At 65.1% G+C, this 16,675-nt stretch carries 17 protein-coding genes; 9 read left to right on the top strand and 8 right to left on the bottom strand.

All coding sequences use genetic code 11. From position 1 onward, the window contains the following. A partial coding sequence (locus Q0982_RS14285; RefSeq protein ID WP_367575450.1) for a calcium-binding protein occupies positions 1–1,258 on the top strand: 1,258 nt, incomplete at its 5' end. Positions 1,259–1,318: 60 nt separating this feature from the next. On the opposite strand, the gene Q0982_RS14280 is transcribed toward Q0982_RS14285, so the two are convergent. Next, complete coding sequence (locus Q0982_RS14280; RefSeq protein ID WP_299396661.1) at positions 1,319–1,813, bottom strand: DUF2938 family protein; 495 nt, start codon at positions 1,811–1,813, stop codon at positions 1,319–1,321. 55 nt (positions 1,814–1,868) lie between these two features. After that, positions 1,869–2,858, bottom strand: coding sequence for an NAD(P)-dependent oxidoreductase (locus tag Q0982_RS14275; protein WP_322097034.1), 990 nt, complete (start codon positions 2,856–2,858; stop codon positions 1,869–1,871). 122 nt (positions 2,859–2,980) lie between these two features. On the opposite strand from Q0982_RS14275, the gene Q0982_RS14270 reads away from it, so the two are divergent. Both Q0982_RS14270 and Q0982_RS14265 read left to right on the top strand, forming a co-directional pair. Beyond that, complete coding sequence (locus tag Q0982_RS14270; protein WP_299396659.1) at positions 2,981–3,367, top strand: SET domain-containing protein-lysine N-methyltransferase; 387 nt, start codon at positions 2,981–2,983, stop codon at positions 3,365–3,367. Positions 3,368–3,455: 88 nt separating this feature from the next. Further along, a complete protein-coding gene (locus Q0982_RS14265) occupies positions 3,456–4,109 on the top strand; it encodes a hypothetical protein (protein WP_299396658.1) in 654 nt (217 codons plus the stop codon). Positions 4,110–4,139: 30 nt separating this feature from the next. On the opposite strand, the gene Q0982_RS14260 is transcribed toward Q0982_RS14265, so the two are convergent. Further along, a complete protein-coding gene (locus Q0982_RS14260; RefSeq protein WP_299396656.1) occupies positions 4,140–5,633 on the bottom strand; it encodes a PLP-dependent aminotransferase family protein in 1,494 nt (497 codons plus the stop codon). A gap of 387 nt (positions 5,634–6,020) precedes the next feature. Here Q0982_RS14260 and Q0982_RS14255 point away from each other — a divergent pair, with 387 nt between their 5' ends. The 6 genes from Q0982_RS14255 to Q0982_RS14230 all read left to right on the top strand — a co-directional run bounded on the left by Q0982_RS14255 (position 6,021) and on the right by Q0982_RS14230 (position 10,733). After that, the gene (locus Q0982_RS14255) at positions 6,021–6,458 is read left to right on the top strand and encodes an ArsI/CadI family heavy metal resistance metalloenzyme (RefSeq protein ID WP_299396655.1); all 438 of its coding nucleotides are present in this window, start codon (positions 6,021–6,023) and stop codon (positions 6,456–6,458) included. Positions 6,459–6,482: 24 nt separating this feature from the next. Continuing rightward, the gene (locus Q0982_RS14250) at positions 6,483–7,076 is read left to right on the top strand and encodes a sigma-70 family RNA polymerase sigma factor (protein ID WP_299396653.1); all 594 of its coding nucleotides are present in this window, start codon (positions 6,483–6,485) and stop codon (positions 7,074–7,076) included. Between the two features lie 122 nt (positions 7,077–7,198). Beyond that, on the top strand, positions 7,199–8,179 hold the full coding sequence (locus Q0982_RS14245; RefSeq protein WP_299396652.1) for a TRAP transporter substrate-binding protein: 981 nt from the start codon (positions 7,199–7,201) through the stop codon (positions 8,177–8,179). Between the two features lie 41 nt (positions 8,180–8,220). Further along, positions 8,221–8,754 (top strand): TRAP transporter small permease subunit, encoded by a 534-nt coding sequence (locus Q0982_RS14240; RefSeq protein WP_299396650.1) that lies wholly within the window; start codon positions 8,221–8,223, stop codon positions 8,752–8,754. An 11-nt stretch (positions 8,755–8,765) separates the two neighbouring features. Continuing rightward, complete coding sequence (locus Q0982_RS14235) at positions 8,766–10,070, top strand: TRAP transporter large permease (RefSeq protein WP_299396648.1); 1,305 nt, start codon at positions 8,766–8,768, stop codon at positions 10,068–10,070. Between the two features lie 201 nt (positions 10,071–10,271). Beyond that, complete coding sequence (locus Q0982_RS14230) at positions 10,272–10,733, top strand: hypothetical protein (protein WP_299396647.1); 462 nt, start codon at positions 10,272–10,274, stop codon at positions 10,731–10,733. Positions 10,734–10,856: 123 nt separating this feature from the next. Here the strand turns inward: Q0982_RS14230 and Q0982_RS14225 are convergent, their stop codons facing one another. The 5 genes from Q0982_RS14225 to groL all read right to left on the bottom strand — a co-directional run. Then, positions 10,857–11,276 (bottom strand): hypothetical protein, encoded by a 420-nt coding sequence (locus tag Q0982_RS14225; protein WP_299396645.1) that lies wholly within the window; start codon positions 11,274–11,276, stop codon positions 10,857–10,859. Between the two features lie 421 nt (positions 11,277–11,697). After that, entirely contained in the window at positions 11,698–13,017 is a 1,320-nt protein-coding gene (locus Q0982_RS14220) for an aspartate aminotransferase family protein (RefSeq protein ID WP_299396643.1), read from the bottom strand. 161 nt (positions 13,018–13,178) lie between these two features. Next, positions 13,179–14,297 carry an alanine dehydrogenase gene (gene ald / locus Q0982_RS14215; protein WP_299396662.1) on the bottom strand — a complete coding sequence of 373 codons (1,119 nt, stop codon included), beginning with the start codon at positions 14,295–14,297 and terminating at the stop codon, positions 13,179–13,181. Positions 14,298–14,598: 301 nt separating this feature from the next. Further along, positions 14,599–15,405, bottom strand: a complete 807-nt coding sequence (locus Q0982_RS14210) for an inositol monophosphatase (RefSeq protein ID WP_299396642.1) — start codon at positions 15,403–15,405, stop codon at positions 14,599–14,601. A gap of 114 nt (positions 15,406–15,519) precedes the next feature. Next, the coding region (gene groL, locus Q0982_RS14205; RefSeq protein ID WP_299396640.1) for a chaperonin GroEL at positions 15,520–16,675 on the bottom strand (1,156 nt) is incomplete at its 5' end.

Genomic DNA, 16,675 nt, shown 5'->3' with positions numbered 1-16,675 from the left:
CGCCGACGGCACGCAGCTCAGCGTCAGCGAGGTGGACATCGACGGCGGTCCGCGCGGCGAGCGCTCGCCGGAGATCACGGCGCTGGAGGACGGCGGCTACGCTGTGGCCTGGGACCGCACGGACGACCAGGGCAACGACGACATCCTGGTGCGGAGCTTCGATGCGGATGGAACGCCGCGCACGACCGCGCTGTCGCTGGATGTGGGGGCCACCAACAAGGCGCCTGCAATCCTGACGCTGCCGGGCGGCGAATTCCTGGTGGCCTGGGTTGCCGACGGGGGCACGGAGATTGCCGGCCAGCGTTTCGACGCGACGACCGGCCAGCCCTTACCAGGGGGTCCCTTGACCCTGGCGACGCTGGCTCTCGGAGAGCCGGCGGGAACGGTCGACCTTGCCTTCCTGGAGAACGGACGGATCCTCGCCGTGTGGTCGCAGACCAATGGCGACGGCGATGGCTTCGGGCTGAAGATGCGGACCTTCAACCCGGACGGGACGCCGGCGACCGGTATCTTCGGGGTCAATGAAGCAACCGCCGGGGATCAGTTGACGCCTTCCGTGACGGAGCTGCCGGGAACCGGGAACTTTCTGGTGACCTGGGTTACGGATGATGGAGTCTCGGACAGCGGGATCTATGCCAGGGCCTTCACCAACAACGGCATCCCGGTGGGCGAAGAGTTCCTGGTTTCCGCAGGCGTCAGCGGCGCCCAGACCAATCCCGAGGTGGTGGTCCTCGAGGACGGCCGTCTGGCCTTCAGCTGGAGCGGTCCGGACGACACCGGCGACGGGATCTATACCCGCTTGATGTCGCTCGGCACCGATCTGCACGACAACCTGCAAGGCGACGGTCAGGATGACTACCTGCTGGGCTTCGGCGGGGCCGACGTGCTCGTCGGGAACGGCGGCGACGACACCCTGTCCGGCGGCGCGGGCGCCGACACGCTGATCGGCGGCGCCGGCAACGACGTCTTCGTCTTCAGCGGCGAGAGCGGCACCCTGTTCCAGTCCGGCGATCTCATCGACGGCTTCGACGCCACCGGCGCCGACAGCATCGACCTGGACGCCCTGCTCGACAGCTTTGCAATCGCCGACGTCGACCGCAGTACGCGCGTCGAGGTCCAGCAGGCCGGGGCGGGCCAGGACGCCGTGATCGCTCTGGATACCAATGGTGATGGTGTCTTCAATGGCGTGGTCGCCACCGTCATCAACGTGACCGGCGACCTGGACGAGAACGACCTGAACCTGGGTAGTCTGGTCTAGTCGGTAAAGCAGAGGGGCGGTGGCGCCGGAGAGGCGCTCCGCCCCTGCTGTCTCTGCACACTATACCTGCGCTGCTAGCCAGACGCCGCCGTAGAGCGCGGCGCCGTAGAGCACGTGATTGACCAGCGCCACCAGCGGCGGCATCCAGGGCTTGGGCGCCAGCCGTCCCATGACGCCGATGCCCAGGCCGGGCTGCATGATGAACCAGGGGATGACGACCGAAGCGGCACCGAAGACAAGGCCGTTCAGTAAGGTGGCCGGCCGCTCGAGCAGGAAGACCATCAGCCCCAGATAGGCAAAGCCGTAAGCGACGCCGATCAGATAATGCATGATCCAGCCGATGGCCGCCTCCCCCGGGACCGCAGCGGTCTCTGCGATCGGCCGGTGGATCAGCCGGCCGCGCGGTATGTAGGCGAACCAGCGCCCGATGAGGCCCCAGTTTGCGGCCGGAACACCGGTCACGGCCTGCAGCAGGCGCTGCCAGAGGTCGAGCGCCACGGTGGCGAGCACGCCGGCGACGACGGCCTGCAGAATGAAGCTTTCGGCGGATATCACAGAACGTCCTTCCCTCGTCGCGGCGACCAGGGTGAGCAAATGAGTGTTGTTGGGGTCAGTCGTTGGCCATGAGGTACATCAGACTGGAGGTGTCCCAGCGGTTGCCGCCGCGGGCCTGGACCTGGGCATAGAACTGGTCCACCAGCGCGGTGACCGGCAGCCGCGCACCGTTGTTCTGTGCCTCGGCCAGGCAGATGCCCAGATCCTTGCGCATCCAGTCGACGGCAAAGCCGAAGTCGAACTTGCCCTCGCACATGGTCGCGGCGCGGTTTTCCATCTGCCAGGACTGGGCCGCACCCTTGGAGATGACGTCGATCACCCTTTCCATGTCGAGGCCCGCCTTCTGGCCGAAGTTCATGCCTTCGGAGAGCCCCTGAAGCAGCCCGGCGATGCAGATCTGGTTCACCATCTTGGTGAGCTGGCCGGCGCCGACGGGCCCCATCAGGGTAACGGCGCGGGCGAAGGCGTCGATCACCGGACGGGCCCGCTCGAAGGCCGCCTGGTCGCCACCGCACATCACGGTCAACTGGCCGTTCTCCGCGCCCGCCTGGCCGCCGGAGACCGGTGCATCGATGAAGGCGATGCCGCTTTCGGCACCCCTGGCCGCCAGTTCGCGCGCCACCTCGGCCGACGCCGTTGTGTTGTCCACCAGGATGCTGCCCTCGCCCATTCCGGCGAAAGCACCCTCCCCGCCCAGGATGACGCCGCGCAGGTCATCGTCGTTGCCGACGCAGGAAAACACGATCTCTGCGCTGGCAGCCGCTTCGCGCGGAGTGGCGGCAGCGCTGCCCTTGTGCTGGCCGATCCAGGTCTCTGCCTTCGCCGGCGTGCGGTTGTAGACCGTTACGTCATGGCCGGCAGCGGCCAGGTGTCCGGCCATGGGGAACCCCATGACCCCAAGCCCGATGAAGGCAACCTTGGTCATCGTCGACGTCTCGCTTCTGCTGTGCTGTGAACTCTGTCGTAGGATAGATGGCGACTGGCCGGGAGCGTAAAGAGAGCCGCTGCGGCCTGCAAGCCGCCACGGCGCAGACCAGGGTTGCACGGCGAAGCGGACAGGGGAGCGCCGGCGGCCCCGAAGCCATGTGCCACAGGTTGCCGCCAATTTCCCATCTGTGCCAGGATGCAGTGCCGGCGGAAGCCGGACCGAAGGCAGCGGTGGGGACCATGCTCAGAGTTTCGGCATTTGCCGGCAAGGGCCGGGGCGTCGAGGCAACCCGGGCGATCGCCGGCGGCACGGTGATGGAGCGGGCGCCCGCTCTGCGGCTGCCGGGCCATCAGCGGCAGCTGATCGACCAGACCGACCTCTTCCCATATTACTTCGCCGAGCCCGCCGCTTTTGCGGCCGGCGCGGCATACGATTGTCTTATGGCCTTCGGGTGTCTGACCTGCTGCAACCACGCCGACGACCCCAATGCAGCCGTCACCTGGACCGAAGATGCCATCGGCCTTTGGGCCGAACTCCATGCTTTGAAGCACATCGCCGAAGCGGAAGAAGTAACGCTCCGCTACACCAACATATCCGAGTATCGCGCGGCGGACCTGATTATCTAACGGCGCGACTACTAAGCCTGCGTATCACCTGTAAGTATATGCCCCACCGAGACTTTCCGTGTCTGGAAAGGAAAATTAAACGTACTCTGTGATTGAATTCCAGCTTCGCGGGCTTCTCTGGCCCGCACGTCCGCTGGGCGTAAACGGGGCGATTGGGACCTTTTCAATGACTTCATCAGGACCGCAGGCCTTGGCATCGACAGCCGATGACGCCGCCGGCTCGCCCGATGCAGCCGTGGCCAAGGGTCCCAATGCCGATACCCGCCCAGCCTTCACCGGTACCTACCGCCTGTTGGTCAAAGGCAAGAACATCAACGAGGATACTCTGCTCGCGACAGATTATCTGAACCATTTCAATGAAATAATCATGCTTCTTGAGATGGTTCCTTCAATGCCGGAGTGCTTTGAGGACTGCCAGGAATGGCAGCCGAAGGACTATGCCGACCATTTCCGGGATAGCTGCTTCTCGGATGCGGAACTGGCCATCCTGGCCTATGAGAATGCTCCGACGAACTATCGGCAGGCCTTTGACGCCACGGTTGATCAGATGAACCGCCTGATTGCCGATTCCATGCCGAAGATCAAGGCTGCCGTCGATGCCGGCGAGGAGGGCCCCCTGCAGATGACCGTGGAGGGAGTCACACGCAGACTTCAGAGTTTCGTCGACGTCGCCTCCTCGATCATCAACGGCAACATGGACACCCTGGATCAGACCCAGATCGACAGCGTCATGAACGGTTGATCCGTTCCGGGCGGGTCGTCTCCGGCCGCCTCAAACCCGATGCAGTTGATCGCCGCCGGGGCGTCTGTCGATCAATCCCCGCAGGGCCTGCAGGCCGGGCAGAATGCTGTCCGGCTTCACCGACGAAAAGCCCAGACGCATGAAGTTGCGCGGCGGCTTCTTGGAGAGGAAGTGCAGCGACCCGGGTTCGATCACGATCCCCTCGCCCAGGGCTTCGCGGGCCAGGACGTCCGTATCCAGGCTGCGTGGCCCTTCGAGCCAGAAGCTCGTGCCGCCGCAGGACGGACGCGGCGCGAACTGCGGCAGGTACTTTGACAGTCCCTCCCCCATGATCTCCCAGCGCGTGCGAAAGTCGCGCTGAAGGCGATGCACCAGCGCGTCGTAATGCCCACCGGCGATGAACAGCGCCATGGTCCGCTGGTTGTTGGTTGCCGGGTGGCGCAGCATCAGGCGGCGGAGCATGCGCGCCTCGTGGATGAACTCTTCGGCCCCAACCATGTAGCCCATGCGCAGGCCCGGACCGAGATACTTGGAGAAGCTGCCGATGTAGATGACGCGGCCGGAGCGGTCCATGGCCTTCAGCGCCGTGGTCGGCGCGTGCAGGAAGTTCGCCTCCGCCTCGTAGTCGTCCTCGATCACCAGGAAGTCGGATTTCTGGGCGCGCTCCAACAGCGCCATGCGCCGCTCCAGAGGCAGCGTAACGGTGGTGGGCGATTGGTGGCTCGGCGTCACGTAGGCGCAGGCGCAGCCGTCAAGGCGGTGATCCACCACGATCCCTTCCTGGTCGACCGGTATGGGGCGAACCTGGGTGCCGTTGAGCGCGAAGATGTTGCGCGTGTCGACATAGCCGGGATTTTCCACCGCCAGCGTCCGCCCCGGCCCCGCCAGCAATTCGGCGATCAGGAAGAGCGCATTCTGCGCGCCCAGGGTGATCAGGATCTCCGAGGGTGCGGCCTTGATGCCGCGGCGCGGCAGCACGCGGGTCCTGATCTCTTCGATCAGACGGGAGTCGTCTTCGTTGAAGTTGTCCTCGGTCCACTTCTGGATTGCCTCGACGCCCAACGCCTGGCGCGAGCACATGCGCCAGGTCGAAACCGGAAAGAGGTTCGGGTCCGGCTGGCCATAGATGAAGGGATAGGGATAGCGTCGCCAGTTGCGCGGCTTCTCCACATGGACTAGTTCCGAGGGGCGCAGACGCAGACGGTGCCACCAGTCGACCGACTGGCCCGCCTCCGGTTCCGGGAAGCCCGCCTTGGTCTCGGTCTGCTGGAACACCATGTCCGTGTTGACGAAGTAGCCAACGCGCTCGCGCGAGACCAGCAGGCCCTCGTCGGCCAGCGCCTGATAGGCCAGCACCACGGTGTTGCGCGAGACCCCCAGCGACTGGGCGAGGCGGCGGCAGGACGGCAAGGGGTCGCTGCCTGAGAGACGCCCGTCGATGATGGCGTCGATCAGCTGGCGGCGGAGCTGGGCCTGCAGCCCCAGGTCGCTGTCGTGGCGCACGGGAAAGATGAAGTCGCGCATGATCCTTTGCCTGCTGAGAGCGCTGAGTATTCGCCAAGCTAGGGGCCAGATTAGGGGCCCTGACAGGGCGGCTCAAGTCTGCCCCTGCATAGCAACTCGGCCGCTTCCTCTACCTAAGGTTCCCGCTCGCCCCGCGCTATGGTGCGGAAATGGCGGCTGGCGCTCTCGCCTTCATCCTGGCACCACGCCCTGAAGCCGCCCGGGCCGAGGCCAAGCGCCTGGACAACGCCACCGACATGGCGATGGCAGGCCAACCTGCCCAATAGGGTCGGTTCGACTGCGTCGGATGAAAACCGGGCCCAAGACCGGGCCCGGTCGCCAAGAAAGTTGCGTCCTTTTGCGAGCCCGTGCGTCTAACCGGAAAAGCAACCCGGAAGGAGCGATCCCATGCGCCTGCAACTGGCCCTTAACGTCCGCGGCATCGATGCCGCGGTCGACTACTATTCCAAGCTGTTCGGCGTGAAGCCGCACAAGCGCTACGACAGCTATGCGAACTTCGCGATCCAGGAGCCGCCGCTCAAGCTGGTGCTCTTCAGGAACCCTGAGGCCAAGGAACGTCTGCACCATGTGGGTGTCGAGGTCATGGACGACAGCAGCATCAGAACCACGCTGCGCCGCCTCACCGAGGCCGGCGTGGTCGACGAAGTGCAGCGGGAGGAAACCTGCTGTCATGCCACGCAGGACAAGGTCTGGTCGCGCGAACCCGATGGCTTGCGTTGGGAGTGGTACCGGATCACCGACGACGCGCCGGTCGAGGCCTTGGACAGCCTGGGCAAGACCTGCTGCACGGAAGCTGCGGACGATGGCACCGTCGGCTGCAGGTAAGTTCAAGTTCTTGGCGGAGCCGCAATGACGGAGGCGCGCGCGCTGACGGCGGATTCCTGGGCGGACTTCGAAAGCCGCCTGAGAAGTTACGTGCGCCGGCGCGTCGACCCTGCCTCGGTGGATGACGTGATCGGCGGCATCCTGCTGCGCCTCGTCCAGCATCAGGACGACCTGATGGCAGCACGCAACCCGGTGGCCTGGGCCTATCGGGTTGCCGCCAATGCGGTCACCGACCATCACCGTCGCCGCGCCAGCGAGCGCCAGGCGCTGACCCAACAGGCGCAGGTCCAAGCCCAGGAAGAGGGCGCCGCGCGGCCGCAGACTGACGACGACGAACCCTCCGCGGCTGAAGATCTCGCCCGCTGTCTGATCCCGCTCATCAAAAACTTGCCTGCGCCTTATGCGGAAGCCTTGCTGCTGACCGAGATCGAGGGTCTGACCCAGGCGGCCGCGGCGGAGCGGCTCGGCCTGTCTCTCTCTGGCATGAAATCCCGGATCCAGCGCGGGCGGCGCAAACTCAAGGCCGCCCTGTTGGGCTGCTGCGCGGTCCGGACGGACCGGCACGGAGCCGTGATCGACTACAGCTTCCGCCCGGGCGGCAAAGCGCTGCGCTGCTAGCGTAGCGTCGTCGGCCCCTTCCTCTTCGGCGCCAATTGCGGCGGCTAAATTCTCCGCTATGATTGGCGCAGAAGCGACCACCGCAGCAACGCCGGTGGCATCAAGAATAGGGGAAGGCAAACATGAGCATACTCCACAAGGCCCTGGCGGGCCTGGCTTTGGCGATCCTGCCCTTCGGCGCATCCGCTGCCGAAATCAAGTGGGACATGGCCAACGAGTACAACGATACCTCGATACACGCTGAGGGCGATCGCCTGTTCTCCACGAAGCTCTCCGAGATGACCGGCGGCGCCATTGAGATCACCCATCACTTCGGCGGCTCGATCGGCTTCAAGTCGAAAGACCAGCTGGATGCCGTGGGCGACGGGGCCCTGCCCATTGCCAACACCTATGTCGGGCCTCTGGGCGGTATCGACCCGATGTTCCTGCTGCCTTCCTTGCCCTTCCTGGCCAAGACCGCCGACGAAGCACGCCGGTTGCTGGATGTGGCGCGGGCGGACTACGAGGCGATCTTCGCGGCCAACAATCAGAAGCTGCTCTGGGCTTCGCCGTGGCCGCCCTCGGGCATCTGGGCCAAGAAGCCGGTCGACAGCGACGCGGCGATCACCAACCTCAAGATCCGCACCTATGACGCCAACGGTACCATCACGCTGCAGCAGGCCGGCGCGGCGCCGATCCAGCTCTCCTGGGCCGACGTGGTTCCGCAGCTTTCGACCGGCGGTATCGACGCCGTGCTGACCTCAGCGGAAGGCGGCACCAACGCCAAGTTCTGGGAGCATCTCTCGCACTTCACCGAGGTGAACTACGCCATGCCGCTCAACATGGTGCACATCAACCTCGACACCTGGAATGATCTCTCTGCCGAGCATCAGGCCGCCGTGCTGGACGCGGCCAAGGCAGCGGAAGACTACGTCTGGGAGAAGGTGGAGGCCCGCGTTGCCCAGAACTACTCTGATATGAAGGCCGCCGGCATGACGGTCGTCACCGGCGTCAGCGACGACTATCTGGCCGAACTGAACGCCGCCGGCAGCAAGGCGCGCGAGGAGTGGCTGGCCAAGACCGGTGCCAAGGGCGAAGCGATTCTTCAGGCCTTCAACAACTGAGGCCGCGCGGGGCACGGCACGGACGGTCGCAGGGTTAGCCGGTGTTCGAACGCATTGTGGGCTGGATCAGCCGCTGTGCGGGCGCACTGGCGGCCCTGCTGCTCGTCTACCTCTTTCTGCACATCCTCTATGAGATCGTGCTGCGCAGCGCATTCGACTCCTCCACCTTTGTCCTCGACGAGTTTGTCGGCTACGCGGTCGCCGCAATGACCTTCCTGTCCCTCGGCTATGCCTTGGACAAGGGCGCTCTCATCAGGGTCGATCTTGCGGTGGGGCGGATGCACGGACGCCCGCGCCGCTGGGTGGAGCTGCTCTGCATCCTCGCGTCCTTCGCCATGACCGGCTTCTGCGCTTGGTGGGTGGGGCGCGATGCGCTGAGGCACTGGACCCGCGGGTCGGTGTCCGAAAGCATCGCGGAGGTCCCGCTCTGGATCCCCGTCGGTGCAGTCTGGCTGGGCCTGCTGCTCTTCATGCTGCAGCTGCTCGCCTACTTCCTGCGGGTCGCCAGGGGCGGCGCCCTGGTCGGCCAGGACGTGGCGGATCCAGGCCTGGCAAAGCCAGACGGTACGGATTAGGGCGGCATTCAATGGACGCGCTGCTCTCCGGTCTCATCGTCCTCGTGCTGATTCTCCTGTTCCTGGGATCGGGGACCTGGGTCTTCGTCAGCCTGCTGCTGGTTTCCACCTGCGGACTGATCCTGGTGCTCGACTTTCCGCCCCAGCGCATCGGCGTCATCCTCGGCAAGATCTTGTTCCGCAGCGCCAGCTCCTGGGAGCTGGCGGCGATTCCCCTTTTCATCTGGATGGGGGAGATGATCTTTCGAACGAACATCTCCGAGCGCCTGTTTCGCGGCATCACGCCCTTCGTCGCGCGGGTGCCCGGCGGACTGATCCACACCAACGTGGCCGGCTCCACGCTCTTCGCGGCAGTCTCCGGCTCTTCCGCGGCGACCACGGCAACCATCGGCAAGATCACCACGGTGGAACTGAAGCGGCGCGGCTACGACCAGTCGCTGTCCATCGGCTCGCTTGCCGGGGCCGGCAGCCTGGGCCTGCTGATCCCACCCTCCATCGTGATGATCATCTATGGCGTGCTGGCGGAGGTCTCGATCTCTCGCCTCTTCGCCGCCGGCGTTCTGCCGGGTCTGCTGGTCGCCCTGCTCTACTCCAGCTATATCGGCCTGCGCTGCGCCGGGCGTCCGGACCTCGCCCCGCGCGAGGACGGCGACGGCCGCGGTCTGCTGGCGGCGACGCTCGACCTGCTGCCCATCGTCTCCCTCATTGTCGTGGTCCTGGGGGCGATCTACTCCGGGCTCGCGACCCCTTCTGAGGCTGCCGCCGTCGGGGTCGCCGGCACGCTGCTGCTGAGCCTGCTGCTGCGCCAGCTTACCTGGCGCCTTTTCGTCGACAGCCTGATGGGCGCGGTCCGCACCTCGGCGATGGTCTGTTCGATCCTGGTTGCCGCCGCCTTCCTCTCCACCGCCATGGGCTATATGCATGTGCCGCAGGACGTCGCCGCGGCCATCGCGGCCATGGAACTGGGCCCCTACGAGTTGATTGCCATCCTGGCGGTCTTCTACATCATCCTCGGGCTGTTCCTGGACGGCATCTCCATCACCGTGATGAGCCTGCCCATCACCCTCGCGCCGGTCGTCGCCATGGGGTTCGATCCCATCTGGTTCGGCGTCTTCCTAGTGCTGATGGTGGAACTGGGGCAGATGACGCCGCCGGTCGGCTTCAACCTCTTCGTGCTGCAGGGCTTGACCGGCGAGCCCATCAACCGGGTCGCCGTTGCTGCGCTGCCCTTCTTCCTGCTGATGGGCCTGGGCGTGACCATGATCACGATCTGGCCGCAGATCGCGCTCTGGCTGCCGAATGCGCTCTTCGGCTGACCCCGAGGCAGGCGAGGCGGCACCGGTGACGCCCAGCAAGCGAAGATGGGATCGCGCTGCCTTGGCCGTTCACAGGCATTTTAGCTAAATGTCGGAGAATAAACGTAGTTTCCTTTGAACTCTCTCCTTCGGGTCCGCGACTCATGCAGTGATCGAGGACAGAAGCCTCGGCCTCGTCGACCCAGAGACCAGGAGGAAGAGATGAAGCGTTTTATGATTGCGGCCGTGGCCGTTACCGCCCTGGCCGGCCTGGCCAACGCGGTCGAGGTGGCCGATAGCCACGCGCAGGAGTTCCAGGCAATTCACGGCCTTGGCAACACCACTGAGAATCCGCAGGCGCCCAATGTTGTAGCTCAATTGAACCGCGAGGGCCTTCAGAAGGTTGCGCCGGAATCCAAGACCGGCGGAGGCTCTCCGGGCGCGCCCGGCGGCTACCAGACCGTGCAACCGCAGTGCCTGACCGGCTTCAGCCGCACCGAGCTCAAGTACATGCACCACGGCCACATCGATCGCATGACCTGTCTGACGCCGGTCATCCAGTGCCCGAAGCCGACCATGCCCGGCATCAATGTTGGCATCGTGGTCAGCAAGGTTACGGTCAGCCCCGAAGATGGCCGTTTCAAGATCGAGTACAAGTGCACCTATACCGGAACGGCGGGCTGATCTCCCGGCATCGTTCGGTTCACCAAAAGCCCTGCGGAGCGCTCTGCTCCGCAGGGCTTCCCTTGTGTGCCGCCCCTTCTTTGGCAGTCGTCCCGTCGGCTGTGCACAAAGGTGACCAGTAGGTCAGCCGATTGTTCCCGTGTACTTGCATTTGTACTCTACACGGAACAAGCCCGTCTCTGGGCTCAGGAGTACCTTGTTGACATCGATGCCAATAGTGACCCCCGTCAAAGTTGGTTCCGGGCACTGGATCACAGGGGAAAGGCAGGTCATACGCTGCAGATGACCTTTGTAGGACCCGCTGTTGTAGTGCTTCAACTCGGTACGGGTAAACCCGGTCAAGCACAGTGGTTGAGACGCAGCGGGCTTGCCGGGGACCGCGGGCTTGTTCACCGGTTTACCCGCCGGGCTGGGCTTCTCCTTTTGCTTCGGCGCGAACTGCTGGAAGCCTTGCTTCTGGGACTGGGCATCGGCCGTTTCAACTGTGTTGGCGAGGGCTGCCACGGTCACGGCGGTTGCAGCTAGCAAAAGTAAACGCTTCATACCTTCCTCCTGGTCACTAGGTCGACGAGGCGATGCCTCTGGTCGTTTCGTAGGTCGTGGGCCAGGAAAGGTCGGTTCGGCTGGATGTTTGGCTTTCGATCTATGTAAGCGCTTGATGCATGGGCAAGCTGCCAAGGTCTTCATAACCAGGGGCGGTTTGCTCGGTGCTCTTGATGAAATCGGTGGGCGGTTCAGTCGGCGCAAATACCACCGACGACAGCGGCGATTGGCGGCAAGCCGTAGGGTTGATTGCTCGCGTCAACACACCTCTCGGCTCCCGCTCCACCGACGCGATCTTCACAGTCGAAGAGGCACAGCGCTTTAAAGCGTTGTGCCTCTGGGTCACTCTTTACTCTCACGCCCGACATCTACTGATGAACAAGGGCCAAGTCCTTAATGCTCTGGTCGAAAACTCCGGCCTCTAGTGCGTGGCGAGCACGCCGCGCAGCTTGGTGAAGATCTCGTCGATGTGGGCGTCTTCGCAGATCAGCGGCGGCGAGACCAGCGCGCAGTCGCCGGTCATCTTCACCATGGCACCGGCATCGTAAAGTTCCTGCATGACCCGCATGCCGCGGGCACCGGGGGCTTCCATCGGCGCCAGATCGATGCCGCCCATCAGGCCGTAGCCGCGGATGTTCGCCACCACCGGCAGGTCCCTCAGGGAGAACAGCGCTTCCTGGAACTTCGGCGTCATCTTCTCGGCGTTGCCGACGAGATCCTCCTCCTCGAAAATGTTGCGCGTGGCAATGGCCGCGGCGGAGGCCACCGGACAGCCGGAATAGGTATAGCCGTGGAACAGCTCGATGCCGTTGCCCGGCGTCGCCTCGGTGATGGCCTCGTAGACGTGATCGGCGCAGGCGACCGCACCCATGGGCACCACGCCGTTGGTGAGGGCCTTGGCCATGGTGACCATGTCCGGCACCACGCCGAAGGCATCGGCGCCGAACTGCTTACCGGTCCGCCCGAAGCCGCAGATCACCTCGTCGAAGATCAGCAGGATGCCGTGGGTGTCGCAGATCTCCCGCAGCCGCTGCAGATAGCCCTTCGGCGGGATCAGCGCGCCGGTGGAGCCGGCAATGGGCTCGACGATACAGCAGGCGATCTGGTCGGCACCGTGCAGTTCGACGAAGCGCTGCAGGTCCTCGGCCAGCTCCGCCCCGGTCTCCGGCTGACCCTGGACATACTCGTGCTCCGGGAGATGGGTGTGGCGCATGTGGCAGGCGCCCGGCAGCCCCAGGCCAAAGGCCTTTTTGTTGTTCAGCATGCCGGCGACGGTCAGGCCGCCGAAGTTCACGCCGTGATAGGCCCGCTCGCGGCCGACCAAGCGCAGGCGCTGCCCCTCGCCCTTGGCCTTGTGGTACGCCAGCGCGATCTTCAGCGCCGTCTCCACGGCCTCCGAACCGGAGTTGGAGAAGAAGACATGGTTCAGGTCGCCCGGCGTGACGGAGGCGATCCGCCGCGCCACTTCGAAGGACGCCGGGTGGCCGAACTGGAAGGGCGGCGCATAGTCCATCTTGGTGAGCGTCTCGTTCACCGCTTCGGCGATCTCCCGCCGGCCGTGGCCGGCCGCCACACAGAACAGACCGGCGGAACCATCAATCACCTGGTCGCCGTGATCTGTCGTGTAGTACATCCCCTTGGCGGCAGTCAGGATACGCGGATTGGCCTTGAAATGCCGGTTCGAGGTGAAGGGCATCCAGTGCTGTTCCAGAGAATTCGGAATCGGCGGAATGACGTTCATCGGCCCATCTTTCCCAAGAGTTGCTGATCTTGGCGCCAGTCTAGTCGGGCGTCATGGCCCGGAGCCAGACCCAATTGGCCGCCATTTATGAGGCCAGTTGGCCAACCCAGAGGGTAAGAAAGCCCGGAAAACCGGGCTTTTCGACCTCGGCCATCGAGCCGCTACAGGCCCAAGGCTTCTTCGGCCGGCATGTAGTCGAGGTTGTGCGCTTCGGCGACGGCCCTGTAGGTGATCTTGCCGCCGGCCACGTTCAGGCCCTCTTTCAGGTGCGGGTCCTCGGCCAGGGCGCGGCGGTGCCCCTTGTTCGCCAGCGCCAGGGTGAAGGGCAGCGTTGCGTTGTTGAGCGCGAAGGTCGAGGTGCGGGCGACCGCACCGGGCATGTTGGTGACGCAGTAGTGGACGGCCCCCTCCTCCACGTAAGTGGGCTCCGCATGGGTCGTCCCGCGGGAGGTCTCGAAGCAGCCGCCCTGGTCGATGGCGATGTCCACCAGTACCGAGCCAGGCCGCATCGGGCGGATCATCTCCCGGGTCACCAGCTTGGGCGCGGCAGCACCGGGTACCAGGACCGCCCCGATCACGAGGTCGGCGCCGACGACGTGCCGCTCGATGGCATCGACCGTGGAGTAGATGGTGTTCAGCATGGGACCGAACTGCAGGTCCAGTTGGTAGAGGCGCTCCAGGGAACGGTCGATGACGGTGACATGGGCCTCCATGCCCATGGCCATGCGCGCCGCATTGGTGCCCGAGACGCCGCCGCCGATGATCACTACCTTGGCGGCCGCTACCCCCGGCACGCCGCCCAGCAGCATGCCGGAGCCACCCTGCTCCTTCTCCAGGCAGTGGGCGCCGACCTGGACCGACATGCGCCCCGCCACCTCGCTCATCGGCGCCAGCAGCGGCAGGCCGCCACGGGCATTGGTCACGGTCTCGTAGGCGACAGCGATGCAGCCGGAGTCCATCAGGCCTCTGGTCTGCTCAAGGTCGGGGGCGAGATGAAGATAGGTGAAGAGGAGCTGGCCTTCGCGCAGCCGCGCGTACTCGGCCGGCTGGGGCTCCTTCACCTTGACGATCATCTCCGCCTGCGCAAAGACCGCCTCGGCATCGCCAAGGATCTCGGCGCCGGCCTGGCGGTAATCGTCGTCGCCGAAGCCGATACCCTCGCCGGCGGTGGTTTCGACCACGACCTTGTGGCCGTGGTGGACCAGTTCCCGCACCGAGGCCGGGACAAGCCCGACCCGGTACTCGTGATTCTTCACTTCCTTGGGCACACCCACCAGCATTGCCTGCATTCCCTTTGCCAGAGCCTGTCTTTTCCGGGGCCTTGCCGGTCTCCCCGCTCGCTGTGCGCGGAAGAGAAGGCTTCTGCGCCTGGATCAGTGCGAGCAAGCACCTGCGCGGCCCCTTGTTCGCCGAAACCTACGCCTGGAGCGTGACCGGACGCCAGAGCCAGATTCGGCCCGTCCCTGATGCCAGGAGAGCTTGGCTTCGACCCTTGAATTCAGCCGATTGCGGCTGCGGGGTGCCTTGATCTGCGTCACCGTAGCCTGACGCTGCCCAGGCCTCGTTTCAGGCGCGGGGCCGTCAGTCCTCTGCCAGCAGCGAGTCGAAGAGCGCATCCCAGCCCGCTGCGTCGGGCGCCATGAGAAGGCCCAACTCGCGGTAGCGGTCAGCGCGGTAGGGCTGCCTGTCGAAACAGCGGGAAAAGCCGCCGGCCTCGCGGTGCAGCAGCGTGCCGGGCACATGGTCCCAGGGCATGAGGCGGGTGAAGAGGCTGAAGTGCATTGTACCTTCTGCAAGGCGCAGGTATTCGGCACCGGCACAACCCAGCGACTTCACGGCACGAACGCGGCCGCGGCGCTGATCGACGCGCTGGCCCAGTTCCCTGGGGGCATAGCTGGAGGCATGAAGGCTTCCGCTCATGGCTTGCGGGCGGTCCGGCAGCGCCGCCTGAAGGCGTTGTCCGGCCATCCAGGCCCCCGACCCGGCCTCCGCCACGCCGAAGCGTCCGCTCGCGGGTTCGAGAATCCAGGCAGCGCGGCTTTCCCGCCGGGACACCAGAGCCACCATGATGGCAAAGGCCTCACGGCCACGGGCAAAGTTCCGGGTGCCGTCGATCGGGTCGATGATCCACAGCGTCTCTTCGCTGTCGAGATGGTCCATCAGGGCCGGGTCGGCATGAACCCCTTCTTCGCCGACGACCAGGGAGCCTGGCAACAGATCCAGAAGCCGTGCGCTCAGGGCCTCCTCGACGGCGATGTCCGCGGCTGTCACCAGTTCGCCCGCCGCCTTTTCCTGGATGTCCCCGTCCTTCAGATTGCGGAATCGCGGCAGTGCCTCCTGCTCGGCGACCTCACTGATGGCGTCTGCGACTTTCTGAATATCGAGCAAGGAACCCCCTGGAGCGGGCTGACCGCCGATTGTGCGGTCTCGGACAATGCAAGAAGAAAGGGGCCGCGGCGATGACCGCGGCCCCCTCTGTAAGGCTTGGTGGGCCCGGGCTGATTAGAAGCCCATGCCACCCATGCCGCCCATGCCACCCATGTCAGGTGCGGCGGGAACGGCCGCATCCTTCTTCTCGGGCGCATCGGCGACCATGGCTTCGGTCGTGATCAGGAGACCGGCGATCGAAGCAGCGTCCTGCAGCGCGGTACGCACGACCTTGGTCGGGTCGATGATACCGGACTTGAACATGTTGACGTACTTGCCGTTCTGGGCGTCGAAGCCGAGCGCGGCGTCCTTCGCCTCGGTCACCTTGCCGACGACGATGGAGCCTTCGTGGCCGGCGTTCTCGGCGATCTGGCGGATCGGAGCCTGCAGGGCGCGGGCCACGATCTCGATACCGACACGCTGGTCGTCGTTGTCGCCTTCGAGCTTGTTGAGCACCTTGGCGGCGTTCAGCAGGGCCGTGCCGCCGCCGATGACGATGCCTTCCTCGACCGCGGCGCGAGTCGCGTTCATCGCGTCTTCGACACGATCCTTGCGCTCCTTCACCTCGACCTCGGTGGCGCCGCCGACACGCAGAACGGCAACGCCGCCCGCGAGCTTGGCCAGACGCTCCTGAAGCTTCTCACGGTCGTAGTCCGAGGTGGTCTCCTCGGCCTGGGCGCGGATCTGCGCGCAGCGGCCCGTGATTTCCTTCTTCTTGCCGGCGCCGTCGACGATGGTGGTCTCTTCCTTGGTGATGACCACGCGCTTGGCGGTGCCGAGCATGTCGAGGGTGGTGCTCTCGAGCTTGATGCCGAGATCCTCGGAGATCACCTGGCCGCCCGTCAGGATGGCGATGTCTTCCAGCATGGCCTTGCGGCGATCGCCGAAGCCAGGCGCCTTCACGGCGGCAACCTTCAGACCGCCCCGCAGCTTGTTCACCACCAGGGTCGCCAGGGCCTCGCCCTCTACGTCCTCGGCAATGATCAGCAGCGGCCGGCCGGCCTGCACGACGGACTCGAGCAGCGGCAGCATCGGCTGCAGGCCCGAGAGCTTCTTCTCATGCAGCAGGATGAAGGGGCTCTCCATCTCGCAGACCATCTTGTCGGCGTTGGTGATGAAGTACGGCGAGAGATAGCCGCGGTCGAACTGCATGCCCTCGACGACGTCGAGTTCGGTCTCGAGCGACTTGGCTTCTTCGACCGTGATCACGCCTTCCTTGCCGACCCGCTCC

This window comes from Pelagibius sp., from assembly GCF_028281305.1.
Taxonomy (GTDB): Bacteria; Pseudomonadota; Alphaproteobacteria; order Kiloniellales; family Kiloniellaceae; genus Pelagibius.
The sequence above is the reverse complement of the archived record's forward strand: the minus strand, read 5'-3'. Positions and strand labels throughout refer to the sequence as shown.